The sequence below is a fragment of the Leptospira idonii genome (genome assembly GCF_004770995.1).
GTDB classification, from domain to species: Bacteria; Spirochaetota; Leptospiria; order Leptospirales; family Leptospiraceae; genus Leptospira_A; species Leptospira_A idonii.
The window spans coordinates 1-15641 of record NZ_RQHW01000029.1; the positions used below are offsets into that span (position 1 = coordinate 1).

16 protein-coding genes are annotated in these 15641 nt (G+C 34.2%); 3 read left to right on the forward strand and 13 right to left on the reverse strand.

Going from position 1 to position 15641, the window contains the following annotated elements:
* Positions 1 to 83: 83 nt before the first annotated feature.
* Positions 84 to 506: an XRE family transcriptional regulator gene (locus EHS15_RS08300; RefSeq protein ID WP_135760104.1), complete on the reverse strand. Its 423-nt coding sequence runs from the start codon at positions 504 to 506 to the stop codon at positions 84 to 86.
* Positions 507 to 680: 174 nt separating this feature from the next.
* Between EHS15_RS08300 and EHS15_RS08305 the strand changes: the two genes are divergently transcribed.
* Entirely contained in the window at positions 681 to 956 is a 276-nt protein-coding gene (locus EHS15_RS08305; RefSeq protein ID WP_135760113.1) for a helix-turn-helix domain-containing protein, read from the forward strand.
* A 135-nt stretch (positions 957 to 1091) separates the two neighbouring features.
* Here EHS15_RS08305 and EHS15_RS08310 read toward each other — a convergent pair whose 3' ends face one another.
* The 5 genes from EHS15_RS08310 to EHS15_RS08330 all read right to left on the reverse strand — a co-directional run bounded on the left by EHS15_RS08310 (position 1092) and on the right by EHS15_RS08330 (position 7377).
* Positions 1092 to 2948, reverse strand: a complete 1857-nt coding sequence (locus EHS15_RS08310) for a phosphotransferase (protein ID WP_135760105.1) — start codon at positions 2946 to 2948, stop codon at positions 1092 to 1094.
* Complete coding sequence (locus EHS15_RS08315; RefSeq protein ID WP_135760106.1) at positions 2945 to 4837, reverse strand: SMC family protein; 1893 nt, start codon at positions 4835 to 4837, stop codon at positions 2945 to 2947. Before EHS15_RS08315 ends, EHS15_RS08310 begins: the two co-directional genes overlap by 4 nt.
* 1209 nt (positions 4838 to 6046) lie before the next feature.
* Positions 6047 to 6400: a type II toxin-antitoxin system HicB family antitoxin gene (locus EHS15_RS08320; protein ID WP_135760107.1), complete on the reverse strand. Its 354-nt coding sequence runs from the start codon at positions 6398 to 6400 to the stop codon at positions 6047 to 6049.
* A complete protein-coding gene (locus tag EHS15_RS08325; RefSeq protein WP_015678924.1) occupies positions 6397 to 6657 on the reverse strand; it encodes a type II toxin-antitoxin system HicA family toxin in 261 nt (86 codons plus the stop codon). The genes EHS15_RS08320 and EHS15_RS08325 overlap by 4 nt, the downstream gene beginning before the upstream one ends.
* A 336-nt stretch (positions 6658 to 6993) precedes the next feature.
* Entirely contained in the window at positions 6994 to 7377 is a 384-nt protein-coding gene (locus EHS15_RS08330) for a MerR family transcriptional regulator (RefSeq protein ID WP_012389160.1), read from the reverse strand.
* 103 nt (positions 7378 to 7480) lie between these two features.
* Here EHS15_RS08330 and merTP point away from each other — a divergent pair, with 103 nt between their 5' ends.
* Together merTP and EHS15_RS19435 are read left to right on the forward strand one after the other, a co-directional pair.
* Complete coding sequence (merTP, locus tag EHS15_RS08335; RefSeq protein ID WP_210416324.1) at positions 7481 to 8110, forward strand: mercuric transport protein MerTP; 630 nt, start codon at positions 7481 to 7483, stop codon at positions 8108 to 8110.
* Positions 8101 to 8304: a GDCCVxC domain-containing (seleno)protein gene (locus EHS15_RS19435; RefSeq protein WP_081431666.1), complete on the forward strand. Its 204-nt coding sequence runs from the start codon at positions 8101 to 8103 to the stop codon at positions 8302 to 8304. The genes merTP and EHS15_RS19435 overlap by 10 nt, the downstream gene beginning before the upstream one ends.
* 226 nt (positions 8305 to 8530) lie before the next feature.
* Here EHS15_RS19435 and EHS15_RS19240 read toward each other — a convergent pair whose 3' ends face one another.
* The 7 genes from EHS15_RS19240 to EHS15_RS19095 form a co-directional block, all read right to left on the reverse strand.
* A complete protein-coding gene (locus EHS15_RS19240) occupies positions 8531 to 9760 on the reverse strand; it encodes an HNH endonuclease (protein WP_210416325.1) in 1230 nt (409 codons plus the stop codon).
* 796 nt (positions 9761 to 10556) lie between these two features.
* Entirely contained in the window at positions 10557 to 11588 is a 1032-nt protein-coding gene (locus EHS15_RS08350; RefSeq protein ID WP_135760109.1) for a sulfite exporter TauE/SafE family protein, read from the reverse strand.
* A gap of 8 nt (positions 11589 to 11596) precedes the next feature.
* Positions 11597 to 12019: an EamA family transporter gene (locus EHS15_RS08355; protein WP_135760110.1), complete on the reverse strand. Its 423-nt coding sequence runs from the start codon at positions 12017 to 12019 to the stop codon at positions 11597 to 11599.
* Positions 12020 to 12290: 271 nt separating this feature from the next.
* A complete protein-coding gene (gene vapC, locus EHS15_RS08360) occupies positions 12291 to 12695 on the reverse strand; it encodes a type II toxin-antitoxin system tRNA(fMet)-specific endonuclease VapC (RefSeq protein ID WP_135760111.1) in 405 nt (134 codons plus the stop codon).
* Positions 12692 to 12922, reverse strand: coding sequence for a type II toxin-antitoxin system antitoxin VapB (gene vapB, locus EHS15_RS08365; protein WP_135751034.1), 231 nt, complete (start codon positions 12920 to 12922; stop codon positions 12692 to 12694). Before vapB ends, vapC begins: the two co-directional genes overlap by 4 nt.
* A gap of 668 nt (positions 12923 to 13590) precedes the next feature.
* Positions 13591 to 15003: an ATP-binding protein gene (locus EHS15_RS08370; RefSeq protein WP_135760112.1), complete on the reverse strand. Its 1413-nt coding sequence runs from the start codon at positions 15001 to 15003 to the stop codon at positions 13591 to 13593.
* Between the two features lie 182 nt (positions 15004 to 15185).
* The coding region (locus tag EHS15_RS19095) for a HEPN domain-containing protein (RefSeq protein WP_167884187.1) at positions 15186 to 15641 on the reverse strand (456 nt) is incomplete at its 5' end.

Sequence of the window (15641 nt, forward strand, 5' to 3'; positions counted from 1 at the left end):
AGCCGAAGTTATCTGCTGTGCCGCGCCCCGAATGTCTAACCGAGCGAAGCCACGGAAGGCGTAGCCGGTTAGGGAATACCTATCTAATCTCTATCTTTAGAGAACTCAGCAATCATTTCGCCGATGGCTTTTCTTTCTTGATTGGAAAATTTTAAAAGGTTTTGAATAATTTCTCTAAGACCTTTTGTTGTCTTGATTTGACTTAGTAATACTTTATCTTGATCTGCTTTCGAAACCAATTTATCTTCCTCTTCCGGTGAAAGATATTTGATTGGAAGAACAGGAATCGAATCATTCAAGAGCCAGTTAAAATCTGGTTTATACTCTTGCTTAAGAAGCGTTAAAAAAGAATGCGAAGCAGATTCGACTCGTCCTTGAACAATTCCATTCATCCCGGTAGGTGTAAGTTTTAGTTTTGCAGCCGCTTCTTTCTGACTGTCCCCTTTCGCTTCGATCAGGGCTTGCACCTTTTTACCAAGTAAATTCTCTACTTTTTTAACTGTCATTCAAAATACTTTTATAAAACATTGTTGACATTAATACGTTTATATGGTATTAATGTAATTAGCACTTTATGAGCGCAGAATTAGTTTCTTATGGCATCACCTCATACGCAAAGCAGAAAAAGACCGATTTTAAGGCCCTCGAATGCCCAAAGGGTAGCAAATTCCGAGGTCACGATGTTTGCTAGTGCCCTTCCTCAATGGAAAGTCTCAAAGAAAGATAAGGAATTCTTTTACAGAGCTTTGAAAACCGCAAGAAAGGAAGCTGGGCTAACTCAAGCGGATGTGGCAAAGAAATTGAAACGAAGTCGAAGTCATATTTCAAAGATTGAGCTAGGGCAAAGGCGATTATTCATCGACGAGTTTCTAATATTATATAAGTTTTATGGAAAACCAACTATCTATTTCTATTCTGCATTCATCAAGAGTAATCTTGTTGAACAATTAGATTGAGCCCGAGAAAATCTGCGAAGCTGTTTTAACGAGGGCAATCAAACCACGTTTAATGGAGTCACCCCCCGATCGCGAAGCGTTCGGCAACATCGGTTCGTAATGAACCAGCCACAATTGATTTAAATAATTTCATTCCTATTTATCAAGAATTTCCAAAATATGATTCCCTATTATCTCGGCAGATTTCAAAGCATAGAGCTGATTTAAATCGTCATACTGAATCTGGCGACTAGTAATAATAAACAGTGAAACAAAGTATTCTAAATATGTCGAATTATTCTTCATCAAACTAAATGACTTACTTCTAATGGTCTTAATCAAACTAAAATATACTTGTAAATCTTTTCTAACTGAAAAAAAGGGTGCCGCGCTATTAAAAGAAGAATCATTTAAAAGTTCTCGCTCGCATATTTCCAGAACATTGAGATCGATATATCGAGGGATGTGTCTAAATTTAATCGAACATTCCAAGGAAACGTGATCAATTAATGCATGCCTTCTGTCCGTAAAACCAAAATCTATTAAATAGATCCCCTCTCCATCTTTAAAAAAATTTTCTGTATGTAAATCGCCATGACAAACTTTTGTTTTCGAATCTATTTCCAAATTGTAAATCTTATCAAAAATATTAACAAAGGAATCTTTATCTAAATTGCCTAAGTTCTTAATTTTTCTTACCTGAGAGTATAACTTTTCTATTTTTATATATTCACTATATAAATCTTTTATCTTAACTTTAGCCTCTTCTACGGATTCTTGCCATATTTCAAGCAGTTTAGATTCGAATAATTCTTCTGCAATTTTGTTAAGTTTGGAAAAATAGGAGTTCTTATCATCAGAAATTATTTCGGCGAATGAAAACGATTCTTGAATGTTGTCACTAGATGCGTAAGTATATTTTATGCCTTCATAATTAGTGTTTTTATCATGGTGCTGAGTTAATTCATTCTTTAAACTATAATGTTCAACATGCTTAGCAAATCTTTCCGACTCGATAGATATTTTCTTACTTTCATCTCGCTTTCCGAACTTAACAACGTATCGCTTTGCTGAATCCTCCGCATACGACTTCTTCGGCCTAACTTCAAGCACTTTGGCCCCACTTTTTCCTGACTTAATTACTTTATAGTCCAAACTTTCTCCTCCGACGGAGTTAAAGAGCTTTTTTATCAGACTGACTTCATCATTAGATAATTCTGAATTAACTAACATTATGGAAGAATTACATTTTAAAAGATCGATAAACTCATCTACATCATTATGCTCAATTATTTCTGGCTTTAGCGAATTTTCTTTAAAGCGAAGCTTAACATGCTTAAAGGTGTCAAAACTCATTATCGCACTTTTGATACGGGTCACGATATCATTTATGAGTTCAACTTTCTTGTGTGACAAAAAGAGAATCACTATATAACTTGACTCCCTGTAATCTCCTTTATCAAGTCGATCCTTCCAATTAAAAATTGATTCTATTTCAATGTTACCAAAGTGAATCTCAACTTTTTTCTTGAACGACTGAAAGTAACTATCTTCGTCATGAATAAATAGTATTTTAAACTCCGAATATTCTTCAGAAATAAGTTTTAATATATAATATTCTCGAAGATTATTAAAATCCTTCGAACATTTTTCTACAAAGTCTTTTAAAAAATCTAGAGGCTTCCGGTTAATTGGATTTTCTTTAACTTCTGAAACAAATATATTGTCTTGAATTTCCTCCTTCGTGTTAGTTTCTTCAGTAAAAAAATCAGTTTTTCTAAAGTAGTTATTAGGAAGTCCTTTAATATCAGCGCCACGCGAGAAGAGGTCGTTTTTAAGAGCGTTATAATATTTTTCAAAGTGCCCTCTTTGGCTTACGGGAATTTTTCTTAATAGATCGTAGATTTCCTCTATTGCTCCAATATTTATTGAGGTATCTTCAAACGCTATTTTTTGCAGTCTTTCTAGTTCTGTCTTAATTCCTTCCCGATCGCCCCCTTTCATATGAGTCATTTATCTAACCCATATATTTCCGATCTGCGCCTAAAGGCTTCCTCACCACCTTCAAGAAGATTCACAATGCGATCCTTTACTTCATCAATTTTACCGGAGGCTTCAATTTCAGCTGTTCTATTCTCATACTTTAGAAATATGTTCTTTTCAGCATCTGAAAGTACCGGGATGTTTGGATTATGAGTAATAAAAACTAGTTGTCTATCTGACTTCTGTCTTCTAATCAACTTATGAATACTCTGCGCAATATATTTATTGTCCAAATTATCTTCTGGTTGATCAATTAATAGTGGGTTATTCGATACGGCAAAAACTATCGGAAGGATAGTTGTACAACGTTGTCCCATAGAAAGCTCGTCCGTGCTTCTATAGTTATCTTCCTTAGTCTCTGAATCATCAGCTACCTTTAGCAAGAATTCTGGGTAATCCTGGCAATAGAGACTTTCTATTGCATAAATTTCATCAGTTTCGTATAAGGTATCAATCAATGCTTCTGCTCGTGCTTGATCAATTTGGGGTATAGATTTAAGTCCCTCGGCATCTTTTTTGTGAATGATTTCAGCAAATTTCGTATTACTAAAGCTTTCTACAATTCTGGGAACTAGCTCATTATATCTCATCCTAGACCCGCGTAAGGCACTCTTTAAATGTTCTTGAAAATCGTCAGTAATACCTCCATAAGTAAGCGTGATTACTATATCTTTGCCAAATTCTTTATTTAATTCGTTAACAATTTCAAGCCGAGCATGATATATTTCAGTCTTTAATTCGCCGAATTTTTTTAATAATTCAGCTCTTTCTTTTTTTATCTTTTTTATTTTTTTCTGATGTTCTTTTTTGTCTTTTGCTACAGTATCGCGCTCGTTTAATTTCTTAGATAATTCCTGATATTTGTTGATATACTCCTTGCTACTCTCGTACTTTAGTTTAAGTTTTATAAATTCTGCCTGCTGCGATTCGTGAAGTTTCGCCAATTCGCCCGACATTAAAGAAATCTTTTCTTGAAGTTTTAGTAAATTCCTATCAAGAGATTCGTAACTTTTTACCACCTCTTCTTTCGCCTCATTAGCAGCCTGGATTGCTTTATTTATTATATTTCTATTATAGTATAAACTAGCATCTTCTGATAGTTCAGTCTGGTGCTCAACAAATTCCTCTTTCCTTCTGCTATTGAAATTTCGTAGATCGATTAAGGAATCTATAGTTTTACTTAAGAATCTCTTTTCTAATTTCCTAACTTTTTCTTTTGCGTCTGCTGTTTCAAATTCCTTGCGCTCATCTTCCGTAAACCCACCGACTTGCTTTTCTTTATGAGCCTCAAATTCTTTATCTATACCGGTATATTGTTCAAGCAATGTGTCAAATTGAGCAATGCGTCGATTTTCGGTTTTTATATCTTGCGCATTAGAATCTAAATCTATTTGAATCTTTTCAATTCTTGATTCACAATCTGAAATTTGAATTCTAATTTTTTTATCTATAAGATTCAATCTATCAAGACTGCTTCTTCCAATTTCTTCGATTTTTCCTGCCTCATATATATCGCATTCTATCGATTGTAGTATTTTTTCGATTTCAACGTATTCCAAATCCGGCATTGAGTACGGCTGAGGTGTATCATTAAAGGATTTTTCTATTCTATATGTGATATTATCGGAACTTTGTATCTCAATCGCGATCTTTCCTGTACCAAGATTACTTTTTAGTATCTTAGAAATATTATTTTCGCTTTCCGAATTTTCATATATTGTTGATTTAATAAAACTTAATATTGTAGTTTTTCCAGTTCCTCTACCTCCCATTATACAATTCAAATTTGGAGATAACTCCATTTTTGAATCGATGAAAAATGGAGAGCCTGTTATCTCTATAGATTTTATAATTGTCATTTATTTTCTCTTTGGGTTAGTTTTAAATATAAACGATTTAATGAAGTATTAGCCTGCCACGGACGGCAGGCGCACAAATGAAAGGGGGCGCGGCATGGCAGATAACGACTAAGCTTACCGACGTTCCTCGTAGCTGAGCCTGCCACGGCAGGCGTTAGCGTCGGCGCATCTCCTTGCCTTTGCAAGGAGTGTGACGGAGAGGGATGTGTCGCAGACCGAGCGAGGGTGAGCAGTGCGAATCCCGAAGCGATGTGGTAAGCGGTAGTTAATTGCAGTTGGTATTTTATTAGATTAGATAAAAATACGAAGTGTAGTGAAGTCAAGCGCGCAAATTGTCTTCTTCTTTTCTTAATTTAGTGCGTAAATCGTTAGCATCGCTTGAAAATCAGTATAAGCATTCGAGTTAGTAATTCTTAAAGGCTTTCGTCTTTTTCATTTCTTTGTTTTTCAATTTGCGCGCTTTCTTATTTAATTTTTACCAATTGCAATTAACGTACAAGACTTTCCGACGTAGGCGACCCTGAGTCCCGGAACGGGACGTTAGGGACTGGAACGACACTTGCGTAAGCAAGGGGAGTGCCAGAAGCCTATGTGCCGCAGGCCAAGCGAGGGCGAAGACCCGAAGCGCAGCGGAAAGTCGCTGTTATGCGCTGGTTGCCGCATCTTCTATATTTTTAAGATTATCCAGTTAGAATTCGTATATTTAATTTCTTATTGTTCTTATAATAATTTTCTTGGTAAGTATATACAGAATCATTCTTTACTACTTACTGAAGATTATCTAAATTTATTCAGAGATTCTTATCGAGGGGAAGTTCAATTTTATTATGTCTTTAAATTAAATTCATTTGAATGAGATCTTGAATTCTATTTAAATGAATTAATGAAACGTAGAATTATTCATAGTATAACCAAAATATGAACGATATTCTGATCTCTTTTAGTTATTTTTTGTTTATATTAAATTTCTATTAATTTGATTTTTTTCTTAAATCAAATTGAAGCTATTAATTTCTTTTGATTTCTTTTATGAAACCCAAGGCAACTTGCGCATAACGAACTAGACTTACCGAAGTTCCCCGACCCTGAGTCCCGGTAACGGGACGTTAGGGACTGGCATGTAGCTTGCGTAAGCAAAGCGAATGCCAGAAGGGGAATTTGCCGCAGGCCGAGCGAGGCCTTGTGCCGAAGCGTAGCGGTAAGTCGCTGTTATGCGACGTGAGCTTTGTCTTGTTTAATTTCCTTTTCAATAGCTTTTTGAACTAATTGATTTAGGGAAATTCCTTCTATTAAAGATTTACGGTAAGCTTTTCTATGAAGGTCAGTTGGGATTCTGACATTGAAAGAACCTTTAAAAGATTTTTCTGGAGCTTTTTTAGCTTTTATACATAATTGAAGATAATCATCAACTGATTCAATGAATGCTTTTTTTATTTCATTAACAGATTCTCCTTCAAAAGAAATCAAATCTTCGATTCCTTCAATTTTTCCATAGAAAATTTCATCTTCTGAATCAAAATGAACAGAACCAAGATATCCTTTATATTCCATTAAATCTTTCATTCTAAATACCCTTCCGATTTTAATTCATCAATAATTTGATTGATTTGGTAAGCCTTTAAAATATTACCAGGATGAGGCTTGTGCAGCCGAATCACATGTTTTCCTTTTTCATGTATCCAAGCAACTCTTGATCCAGAAGATTTTCCAGAATTGTCTTCTGTATAATTGAATCCATTCAAAAGTTTTCTGAGTTCATCGTAAGTAAAATCCTTTGGTTTGGATAATAATCTAGCTAAAAGCTTATCTTTTTTGGACACTAAATTGTAAATTAACTCGAAAGCGAGGAAATTGCAACTAAAAAATAGTTACGCTATTCAATTTCTTCCATCCTTCAAAATTTTAAATAAAATGAATTTTTAGCTCATGTCGCATAACGAACAAGGCTAAACGACGTTCCTCGGAGCTGAGCCTACGGAGTAGGCGTTAGCGTCGGCACGTATTCTTGCGTAGCAAGAATCGTGACGGAGAGGAATGTGCCGCAGGCCAAGCAAGGGCGTAGACCCGAAGCGCAGTGTTTAGCCGATGTTATGCGACGTTTTCAAGATTCTAACATATTATTTTAAAATTAAATAATGTAAATTTAATTCAATTTGCTATAAATGGGAACTTGAGACAATATTGCAGAATTTTTTATTGGGATTGTCTTCACATTCTAGGATAGATTTATTAAGCTTTTCCTGAATAGAAATAAGTTCAGAAATTCTGTCTTTTATGATAAGTAATTTGTTTTCTAGTTTAATTTGAACTTCTTTGCATTTGGAATCCGAGTCATATAAATTTAAAAAACTTCTAATTTCAAAAAGTGTAAATCCAGAATTTTTAAGAGAATTGATCAATTCGACTACGCGTATATCTTTTTTAGAGTAAACTCGATAATTATTCTCCTTTCTAGACCCTTTCAAAAGTCCTTCTTTTTCATAGTATCGAATGGATTCCTTTGATATTTTGCAAATTCTTGAAAACTCTCCGATATGCATAAAATTACCTTTTTTTGAGAATAATAAAAAAATGTAAGCCTTCTAGTAAACTATAATGTTGTCACATATATATAGCAAGGAAAATATATTCGGGAGAATTGCCATGTACAAGATATTTAACGATTTTAGGATTCAAGTGAGTGCTGGTTTTTTATTAGCGATATCTTCTTCATTATGCTGTGTTTCTCCTATTGTTGGAGTAATTGGAGGATTCTCTGGAATTGCTTCGACTTTCTCATGGTTAGAACCTTATCGATCATTTTTGATAATACTATCTATGGTAATATTTAGTTTACTATGGTATAATCTTATTACTAAATCCAAAAAATCTGATTTGGATTGTGATTGCGAAAGAAGTATCTTCAATCGTTTTTTTTACAGTAAAATATTCTTAACTTTTGTCACGATTCTCAGTTTGTTTTTATTTCTATTTCCAAATTATAGTTCAATTTTGAAATCAGTAAATGAAGTAAAAGGAAAATTAGAAAGTGAACACTTGGTAGTTGCCGAATTTGTGATATCAGGTATGACATGCGTTGGTTGCGAATATAGTGTGAATACTGCTTTAGTGGAATTAACTGGAGTTTTAAAAGTAACTTCGGATTATAAGAAGGGAGTTACACAAATAGTATATGATAAAAGAAAAGTCGGTATTCAAGAATTTAAGGATATTATACAGAATAAAGTTGGATATAAAGTAATAAATATAAAAGGTGAACGAAAATGGAAATAATTACATTATCAACTATAACTTGTCCAGAGTGCGGGTTTAGAAAGAAAGAAGAGATGCCTATAAATGCATGCCAACATTTTTATACATGTGATAGTTGTTTGTATTACATGAAGCCTAAGAATGGCGATTGCTGTGTATTTTGTTCTTTTGGAACAGTGAAATGTCCTCCGAAACAAATTGAAGGATGTTGTTAATTCCTTAAATAATTAATTTAAAATTTGACTTTGAAAATGTCGCATAACGAAGAAGCCTTACCGACGTTCCTCGGAGCTGAGCCTCTGGAAGAGGCGTTAGCGTCGGCACAGGATCTTGCGGATGCAAGAGATGTGCCGGAGAGGAATGTGGCAGAGCCCGAGCGAGGCCGTAAGTGCCGAAGCGTAGCGGTAAGGCGCTGTTATACGCAGTAGCGCTTTTTAGAGTTTATTCTTTTTCATTTATCTGTCTGATATTCTTTATTTCTGTAATCGAATATGCTGGTATTTTTGAATGTATCATTGCATGGCAATTGGGGCATACTGGAATTAAGTCTTCAATAGGATTTATTTGATATTTTTGTGCTATCGTAGATATGGGGTTAATGTGATGAACATGGATAAAACCTCTGCCTACTTCGCCGAAGTGTTGTTCAAAATTAAATCCACATATTTTACAGGAGAATCCATGATATTCCAAACTTTTTTTTCGCGCTGCAGGATTTCTCTCATATTGTGTTAATAAAACTTCTTTGGATTTTCCTTCAAAATAACTTTTATTTGAATCATTACTGAAGTTATTCATCAGGATATTTTTGATAACTCGATTATTTTTTGAAATTAATTCGAGCCAACTTGCTTCAAGGTTGTCGACAATTTCAGTATTTATAGAGATTCCACTTTGTTGAGGAAACCAGTGTTGAATTTTATTTGGATCTATTTTTTCTATAAATTCTATTCCAAATATTTGATCAAATTCTGGATCAAGGATAACATCAAATTCAATGTTTATATAATTAGTTGTTTTTTCTTTTTTTTCATCCCAATGAATATCTGGATATGGAGAAGTTAATGCATAACCACTAGCTATAATTCCTTTCGGTTCATTTCCTAATCTTGTGAGAAATATTCTATCTCCCTTACTAATACTTTTAGAATTTCCACAGCTCCATCTATCATCTGCTGATCCCCTTTGATTAAGATATTCAATTTGATTCTTTAAATCCTTCCAATCCCATTTTGTTGGATTCCAAGTAAGCAAATAAGTATTATATTGTGTTCCGAAATCTAGTTCTTGAGCGTTTATATATTCAGATATTTGGATTAGTAATCTATCTAAGGCTTTTTCGTTTTCACGGTTTGTCCATGCTAAATTATTGTCAAATGTATCATTAGCGTTTGGTGCTATTAAGTCTTTGATTTTGTATAATGGAGAGGTTTTGCCTGTGACTAATCCGATTTCACAGTTTTCGTCGTCACTCAGTGGTTTTATATAGAATTTCTTTGACTTTATTGAAAAGCCACTTCGTTCAAATTTTGTTATCAACTGAGGATGTTCAAATACCAGTTCCTGTTCTCTTCTATTTTGGAGAAATGGTTGCTGATTTTTTAGAAATTTAAATCCAACATTTTGTAGTTTTAATTTTAAATTTTCAAATATCTGATTTCTATCTGACATTAATTATTTTCCATAAGATTTGAGCTATTGCGTATAACGTAATAGACTTTCCGACGTAGGCGACCCTGAGTCCCGGAACGGGACGTTAGGGACTGGAACGACACTTGCGGATGCAAGGGGAGTGCCAGAAGCCTATGTGTCGTAGACCAAGCGAGGGCGAAGACCCGAAGCGCAGCGGAAAGTCGCTGTTATGCGCTGGTTGCTCCATCTTCTATATTTTTAAGATTATCCAGTTAGGATTCGTATATTTAATTTCTTATTGTTTTTCCAATAATTTTCTTGGTAACTATATACAGAATCAGTCTTTACTAATTAATGAAAATTATCAAAATTTATTCCGAGATTCTTTTCTAGCGTAAGTTTAATTTTATTATGTCGTAAAATTGAATTCATTCGAATGAGACATGGATTTCTATTTAAATGAATTAATGAAACGTAGAATTTTTCATCCGATAACCAAAATATGAACCATATTCTGATCTCTTTTAATTTTTTTTTTAGACCAAATATCTATTAATTTGATTTTATTCTTAAATCAAATTGAAGCAATTAATTTCTTTAATTTTTTTATGAAAATCCTAGGCAACTTGCGCATAACGAACTAGACTTACCGAAGTTCCCTGACCCTGAGTCCCGGAATGGGACGTTAGGGACTGGCATGTAGCTTGCGTAAGCAAGGCGAATGCCAGAAAGGGAATTTGCCGTAGGCCGAGCGAGGCCTTGTGCCGAAGCGAAGCGGTAAGTCGCTGTTATGCGCTGGTTGCCATTTACAGAAACAGTTTTTAAAAAACATGTATTATTCTTCAAATTCAAATTTAGTTAATTTATTCTCTTTGAAACAATAGAACTCATAAGTACTTTTGGAGTTTATTTTAAATACTTTTTCAAGGAGAATTTCATCATAATTTGATTTTAATGAGTTGTATTTTTGTTTCAGGTTCTCTGGTAGTTCGTGAAATCCTATTTCACGTTCTATTTCTAATCCTTCATCTAAAGCATATTCTAATACAAAGCTACTTTTTCGCCAGTTCAATGTTTTTTCATCATATTGATTCTTTGAAAAGGATATGTTGTCTTGTTGTAAAATACTATTTGTTGTGGTAAATAAAAGAAATATTCCGGAAAGCACCATTGAACCATATCCAATTCTGCGAAATACAATTTCACTTAAAAATGGTAAAATATGCTTTACCGAAAATGATGAAATTGTTGATGCGAATGCAATGACAATCCCTAAGTAGATTGCATTCATTGAATATAAACCTAAAACAATATAAACAGCAAGTTTTATTGTATGGAGGAAAATTTCATTTGCTGCTCTGGTTGCAATTATTTCCTCTTTTGTTAATCCATACCTTAAATAAAATCTATTAAATAAGAGTCCGATTGCGCCTGTTACGCCAGATACAAACCCAGCAAAAAAGCCGACAACTGCTAATAGAAATTTTGGATACGGCTTTTCAACGGATCTGATTTTTTTTCTATTCTTAATTAGGTCAGGAAAATTAGTGAGAAGAAACAAACCAACAACAAATTGTAAATAAAAAGGATTCAAGAGTTTTATTAACCAGGCACCAGCAAGAACAGCAGGTATTGAAAATGGAACAAACCAAATAAAGATTTTCCATTGTATATTTTTTTTGAAAACAATTATTCGTGAAGCTGAACTTGTAAAACTACCAATAGTAAAAGAAAATGGAACAATAGAAGTTGGCAAAATAAGATTTAGGAATGGAACTAAAATTAAACTTGCACCACCCCCACAAATCGCGCTAATCCAAAAAGCAAAGATTGCTAATAAAAAAAAAAGGAAAATTTCAAATATCATCTTGAGACTTATTTCGACGAAATAATTAAAAGTCCTCCTAGAATAAGAGTTGCGCCAATCGCAATTTTCCAGGTTATAACTTCATTTAAAAAAAAGAATGAAAGTAGAAGGGTTATTAATATACTTGCTTTGTCAATCAAAGCTACTTCAGATACATTTCCAATTTTTATTGCTTTGTAATAAAATATCCAAGAGATAGTAGTTGTGAAGGCAGAAATAACTAGAAATAGAATATCTTTTCTGGTCAGATTTGTAAAATCTTTTAGTTGATTAAATATAAAAATGTTTATCCAAATAAAAAAGAATACAAAACTTGTTCTAATAGCAAGTCCAGTATCACCAGTTATATTTTTCAGTCCAGCTTTTGCGACTACTGATGTTAGGCCAGCAAAAATCATTGATATGATTGAATATAATTGATATTGCTTCATTCTGAATTTATTTTTTCATAACGTTTGCGTAGGTTACATTGTTTTCAAGGTTCTATCCTTTGAAAACATCTTTATTTAATTTATGGCAACTTGCGCATAACGTAATAGACTTTCCGACGTAGGCGACCCTGAGTTCCGGTAACGGGACGTTAGGGACTGGAACGACACTTGCGAATGCAAGGGGAGTGCCAGAAGCCTATGTGCCGCAGGCCAAGCGAGGGCGAAGACCCGAAGCGCAGCGGAAAGTCGCTGTTATACGACGGTCAGCAAGTTAAAGAATCCAATTTTCTATTTTAAGATCTTTAATTCTTTTAAATTCTCTTTCATTATTTGTTACTAGAATTATATCGCTAGAAATCGCCTGGGAAGCGATAAGCAAATCATAAGGTCCAATTATCTCACCTTTTTGCTCAAGTTTAGATCTGATAGATCCCGCTACAGATGCTGAGTCAGAGTCAAAGTTAATAACATTTAAGTAACCAAGAAAATCATTTAGAGTTTTTTGATTATGATCTGGTTTTTTACTTTTTTGAACCCCATATCTTAATTCAAACTCAGTGATGCTTGAAATGAAGATGTTATCTAGGCTAATTTTTTTGAATTTTTGGTAAACTTTTTCAGGTTTTTTATTAATGATATAGATACAGATATTTGTATCTAATAAATATTGATTCATATAGAATTTCGTTTGTCGAAAGACTTAGGTTGATTTCTTTCAATTTGAAAATCATCAGAAAAATCATTTAAGGATTTCCATAATCTGTCAACGGCATCGTCGATAGGAGAAATAATAACGCAATTTCCATCTTTTCTAATGTAGACTTCTTTTCCTTTGAATCTAAATTCTTTTGGGAGTCTTACCGCTTGACTGTCACCATTTTTAAATAATTTCGCACGATTCATATATATTATTTAGTATATATTTTGTTTAAATGTCAATCACTATTTTGCGAGTTTTTTCTTTGCTGTTACCCATGTCCTGAGGCATACAATTGCTGACTGTCGTATAACGACTAAGCTTGCCGACGTCCCTCGTAGCTGAGCCTGTGAAGGAGGCGTTAGCGTCGGCGCATCTCCTTGCATTTGCAAGGAGTGTGACGGAGAGGGATGTGTCGCAGACCGAGCGAGTGGTGAGCCGTGCGAATCCCGAAGCGATGCGGTAAGCGGTAGTTAATTGCAGTTGGTATCTTATTGAATTAAATAAAAATACGAAGTGTAGTGAAAGCAAGCGCGCAAATTGTCTTTTTCTTTTCTTGATTTAGCGCGTAAATCGTTAGCATCGCTTGAAAATCAGTATAAGCATTCGAGTTAGTAACTATTAAAGGTTTTCGTTCTTTCCATTTTTTTTGTTTTTCAATTTGCGCGCTTTCTTATTTAATTTTTACCAATTGCAATTAACGACTAAGCTTACCGACGTGCCTCGTAGCTGAGCCTCCGGAGGAGGCGTTAGCGTCGGCGCACCTCCTTGCTAAGCAAGGAGTGTGACGGAGAGGGATGTGTCGTAGACCAAGCGAGGGTGAGCCGTGCGAATCCCGAAGCGATGCGGTAAGCCGTAGTTAGTCGCAGTAGCATTAATTGAATTTTTTAGCCTCTATTCTCCCTAAATCAGTTAATCTCCATGCAGCTTTGCTTGCATTTTTTTCAGGTACTTTTTCAAGTAATCCCGCATTTCTTAGCTTATAGAATTCAATTTTTACTAAGTTCTCTGATTTTATTCCAGTTAGGTCTCTAGCATCTTTATTTGTTATTTCAGGATTAATTTTCAAATATCGTAATATTGATTCAGATGGAGACGCCATTGGTAAATGAGGTAAGGTTACTTTAACATAATTGCCTATTTCTTTAATAATTGGTGGCTGAAGTCCTCTTTCTTTCATTTTTTGAAAAGCTGTATTTAACCCCTCTCCCATATCTTTATTTGGTGGGTTTGGATACCGATGGAGAGTTCTTACGATTTTAGGATTCCGAGCATATCGGGCATCAAGAATATTCGTAGCAGTGACATAACCTGGTAACTTACCTGGACTTAATACTTCAATTCTATTATTAAAAATTAGAACTTGTACATCATCTGATATTGAATAATCTCTATGGATTAAAGAATTAACAATTACTTCCCAAATTGCCTCTTGCGGATAATCCATTTGTACTAGCCCGTCTTTAGTCATAACTTTTACAGATGAAATTATTTCTGACACTTTTGATGCTATTAGTGTAATTGCTAAATTTAATGGAGCATCAATTGTTTCTTGTTGTAGAAGGTGTTCTCTCTCCGGAACTTCTTCATTAGTATTATATCTTGTAATTTTAATACTGCATTTACGTGGAAGTAAAGATGCTGGTGATGGTAAAAACAGTAAAACAGCAGCGACTCTTGGATACCATTCTTTGTATGTGAATAGATTTTGATTTACGCAGAAGTCTAACGCATCTGTTCTTGGTGAAAAAGATCTTAGATAACTATCAATTTCTTTTGAATCGGTGATTTGTTCAGGTGGAATTTCTGGTAAAACTTGGTCTTCAAAGGTTGTTGCCCCTTTGGCATAAGAAAGCTCTATTATCTTTTGAGGATCTTTCAATTGTAAAGATTGGGCGCCTGATCTTTGGTAAACTAGTCCGTCTAAAGTTTTGTGGAGTTCCGCTGTCCTTTCTATGTTTACTTGTAAAACATAACCTTTAAATTCAGAACATTTTAATATCGTATATTTTAAATCTATACTGGGGGATATATTGAAAAGTGTTTGAAGATGACCATTTAGGTCTTCAATAGATGAGAAGCCATCCCACCTCAACTGAGGATTAGGCTCATCAGAACTATCTTTAATTCCTATTAATAGTTCGCCACCATCAGCATTTCCAAAAGCAACTGCATGTTTTTGAATTTTATTTGGTGCTAGTAATTTCGCTTTTTTATCAAAGAAATGTGATTCTTCTCTTATTGCTAATTCTAAAAATTCTTGTTTCGTTATTTCTTTTACTTTCATATTTATATCCTCGATTGGCTATGCTATTGCGACTAACGAACTAGGCTTACCGACGTTGGCAGACGGCGCGTTTTCTTGCTTTTTGCATAGAAACGTGCCGGACAGCCAATTTGCCTTTAGGCCGAACGAGGGCGGCTGTGCCGTCCCGAAGTGAAGCGGTAAGCCGTAGTTATGCGAAGTTCTCAGCTATCTATTTCATTATAAAGAATTAAATCAATCCAATAATCTTTTCCAGAGGTTTTCAAATTTTCATCGAAAAGAAACTTTTCAATGAGATTGCGCAGTATATTTTTTGCAGCTAAAACATCATTTAAAAGAGATTGATCGAATGATTTGTTTTTCCCGATTCCTCCATGAACAATTTTGTTTCGCGCATTGAATACGGATTTCAACAGTGTATAGTTCTCTTTCCGTTTTTCTTTTTCAAATAAAAATGCATAATATAAGGACATTTTAAAAGTTTGTTCTCCTGATTCATTTGGATTAAGTAGTGATTCTATCCCAATTACTGAATCAATCAATGAATCGATAGGAGATATTCGATTTTCTGAATCAGATAATCTGCTAATGGCTATATTTAGTTTATGATTGTATTTTTTCCCTAATTCTTTATATATCTTTTTTATTTTTGTTATTTC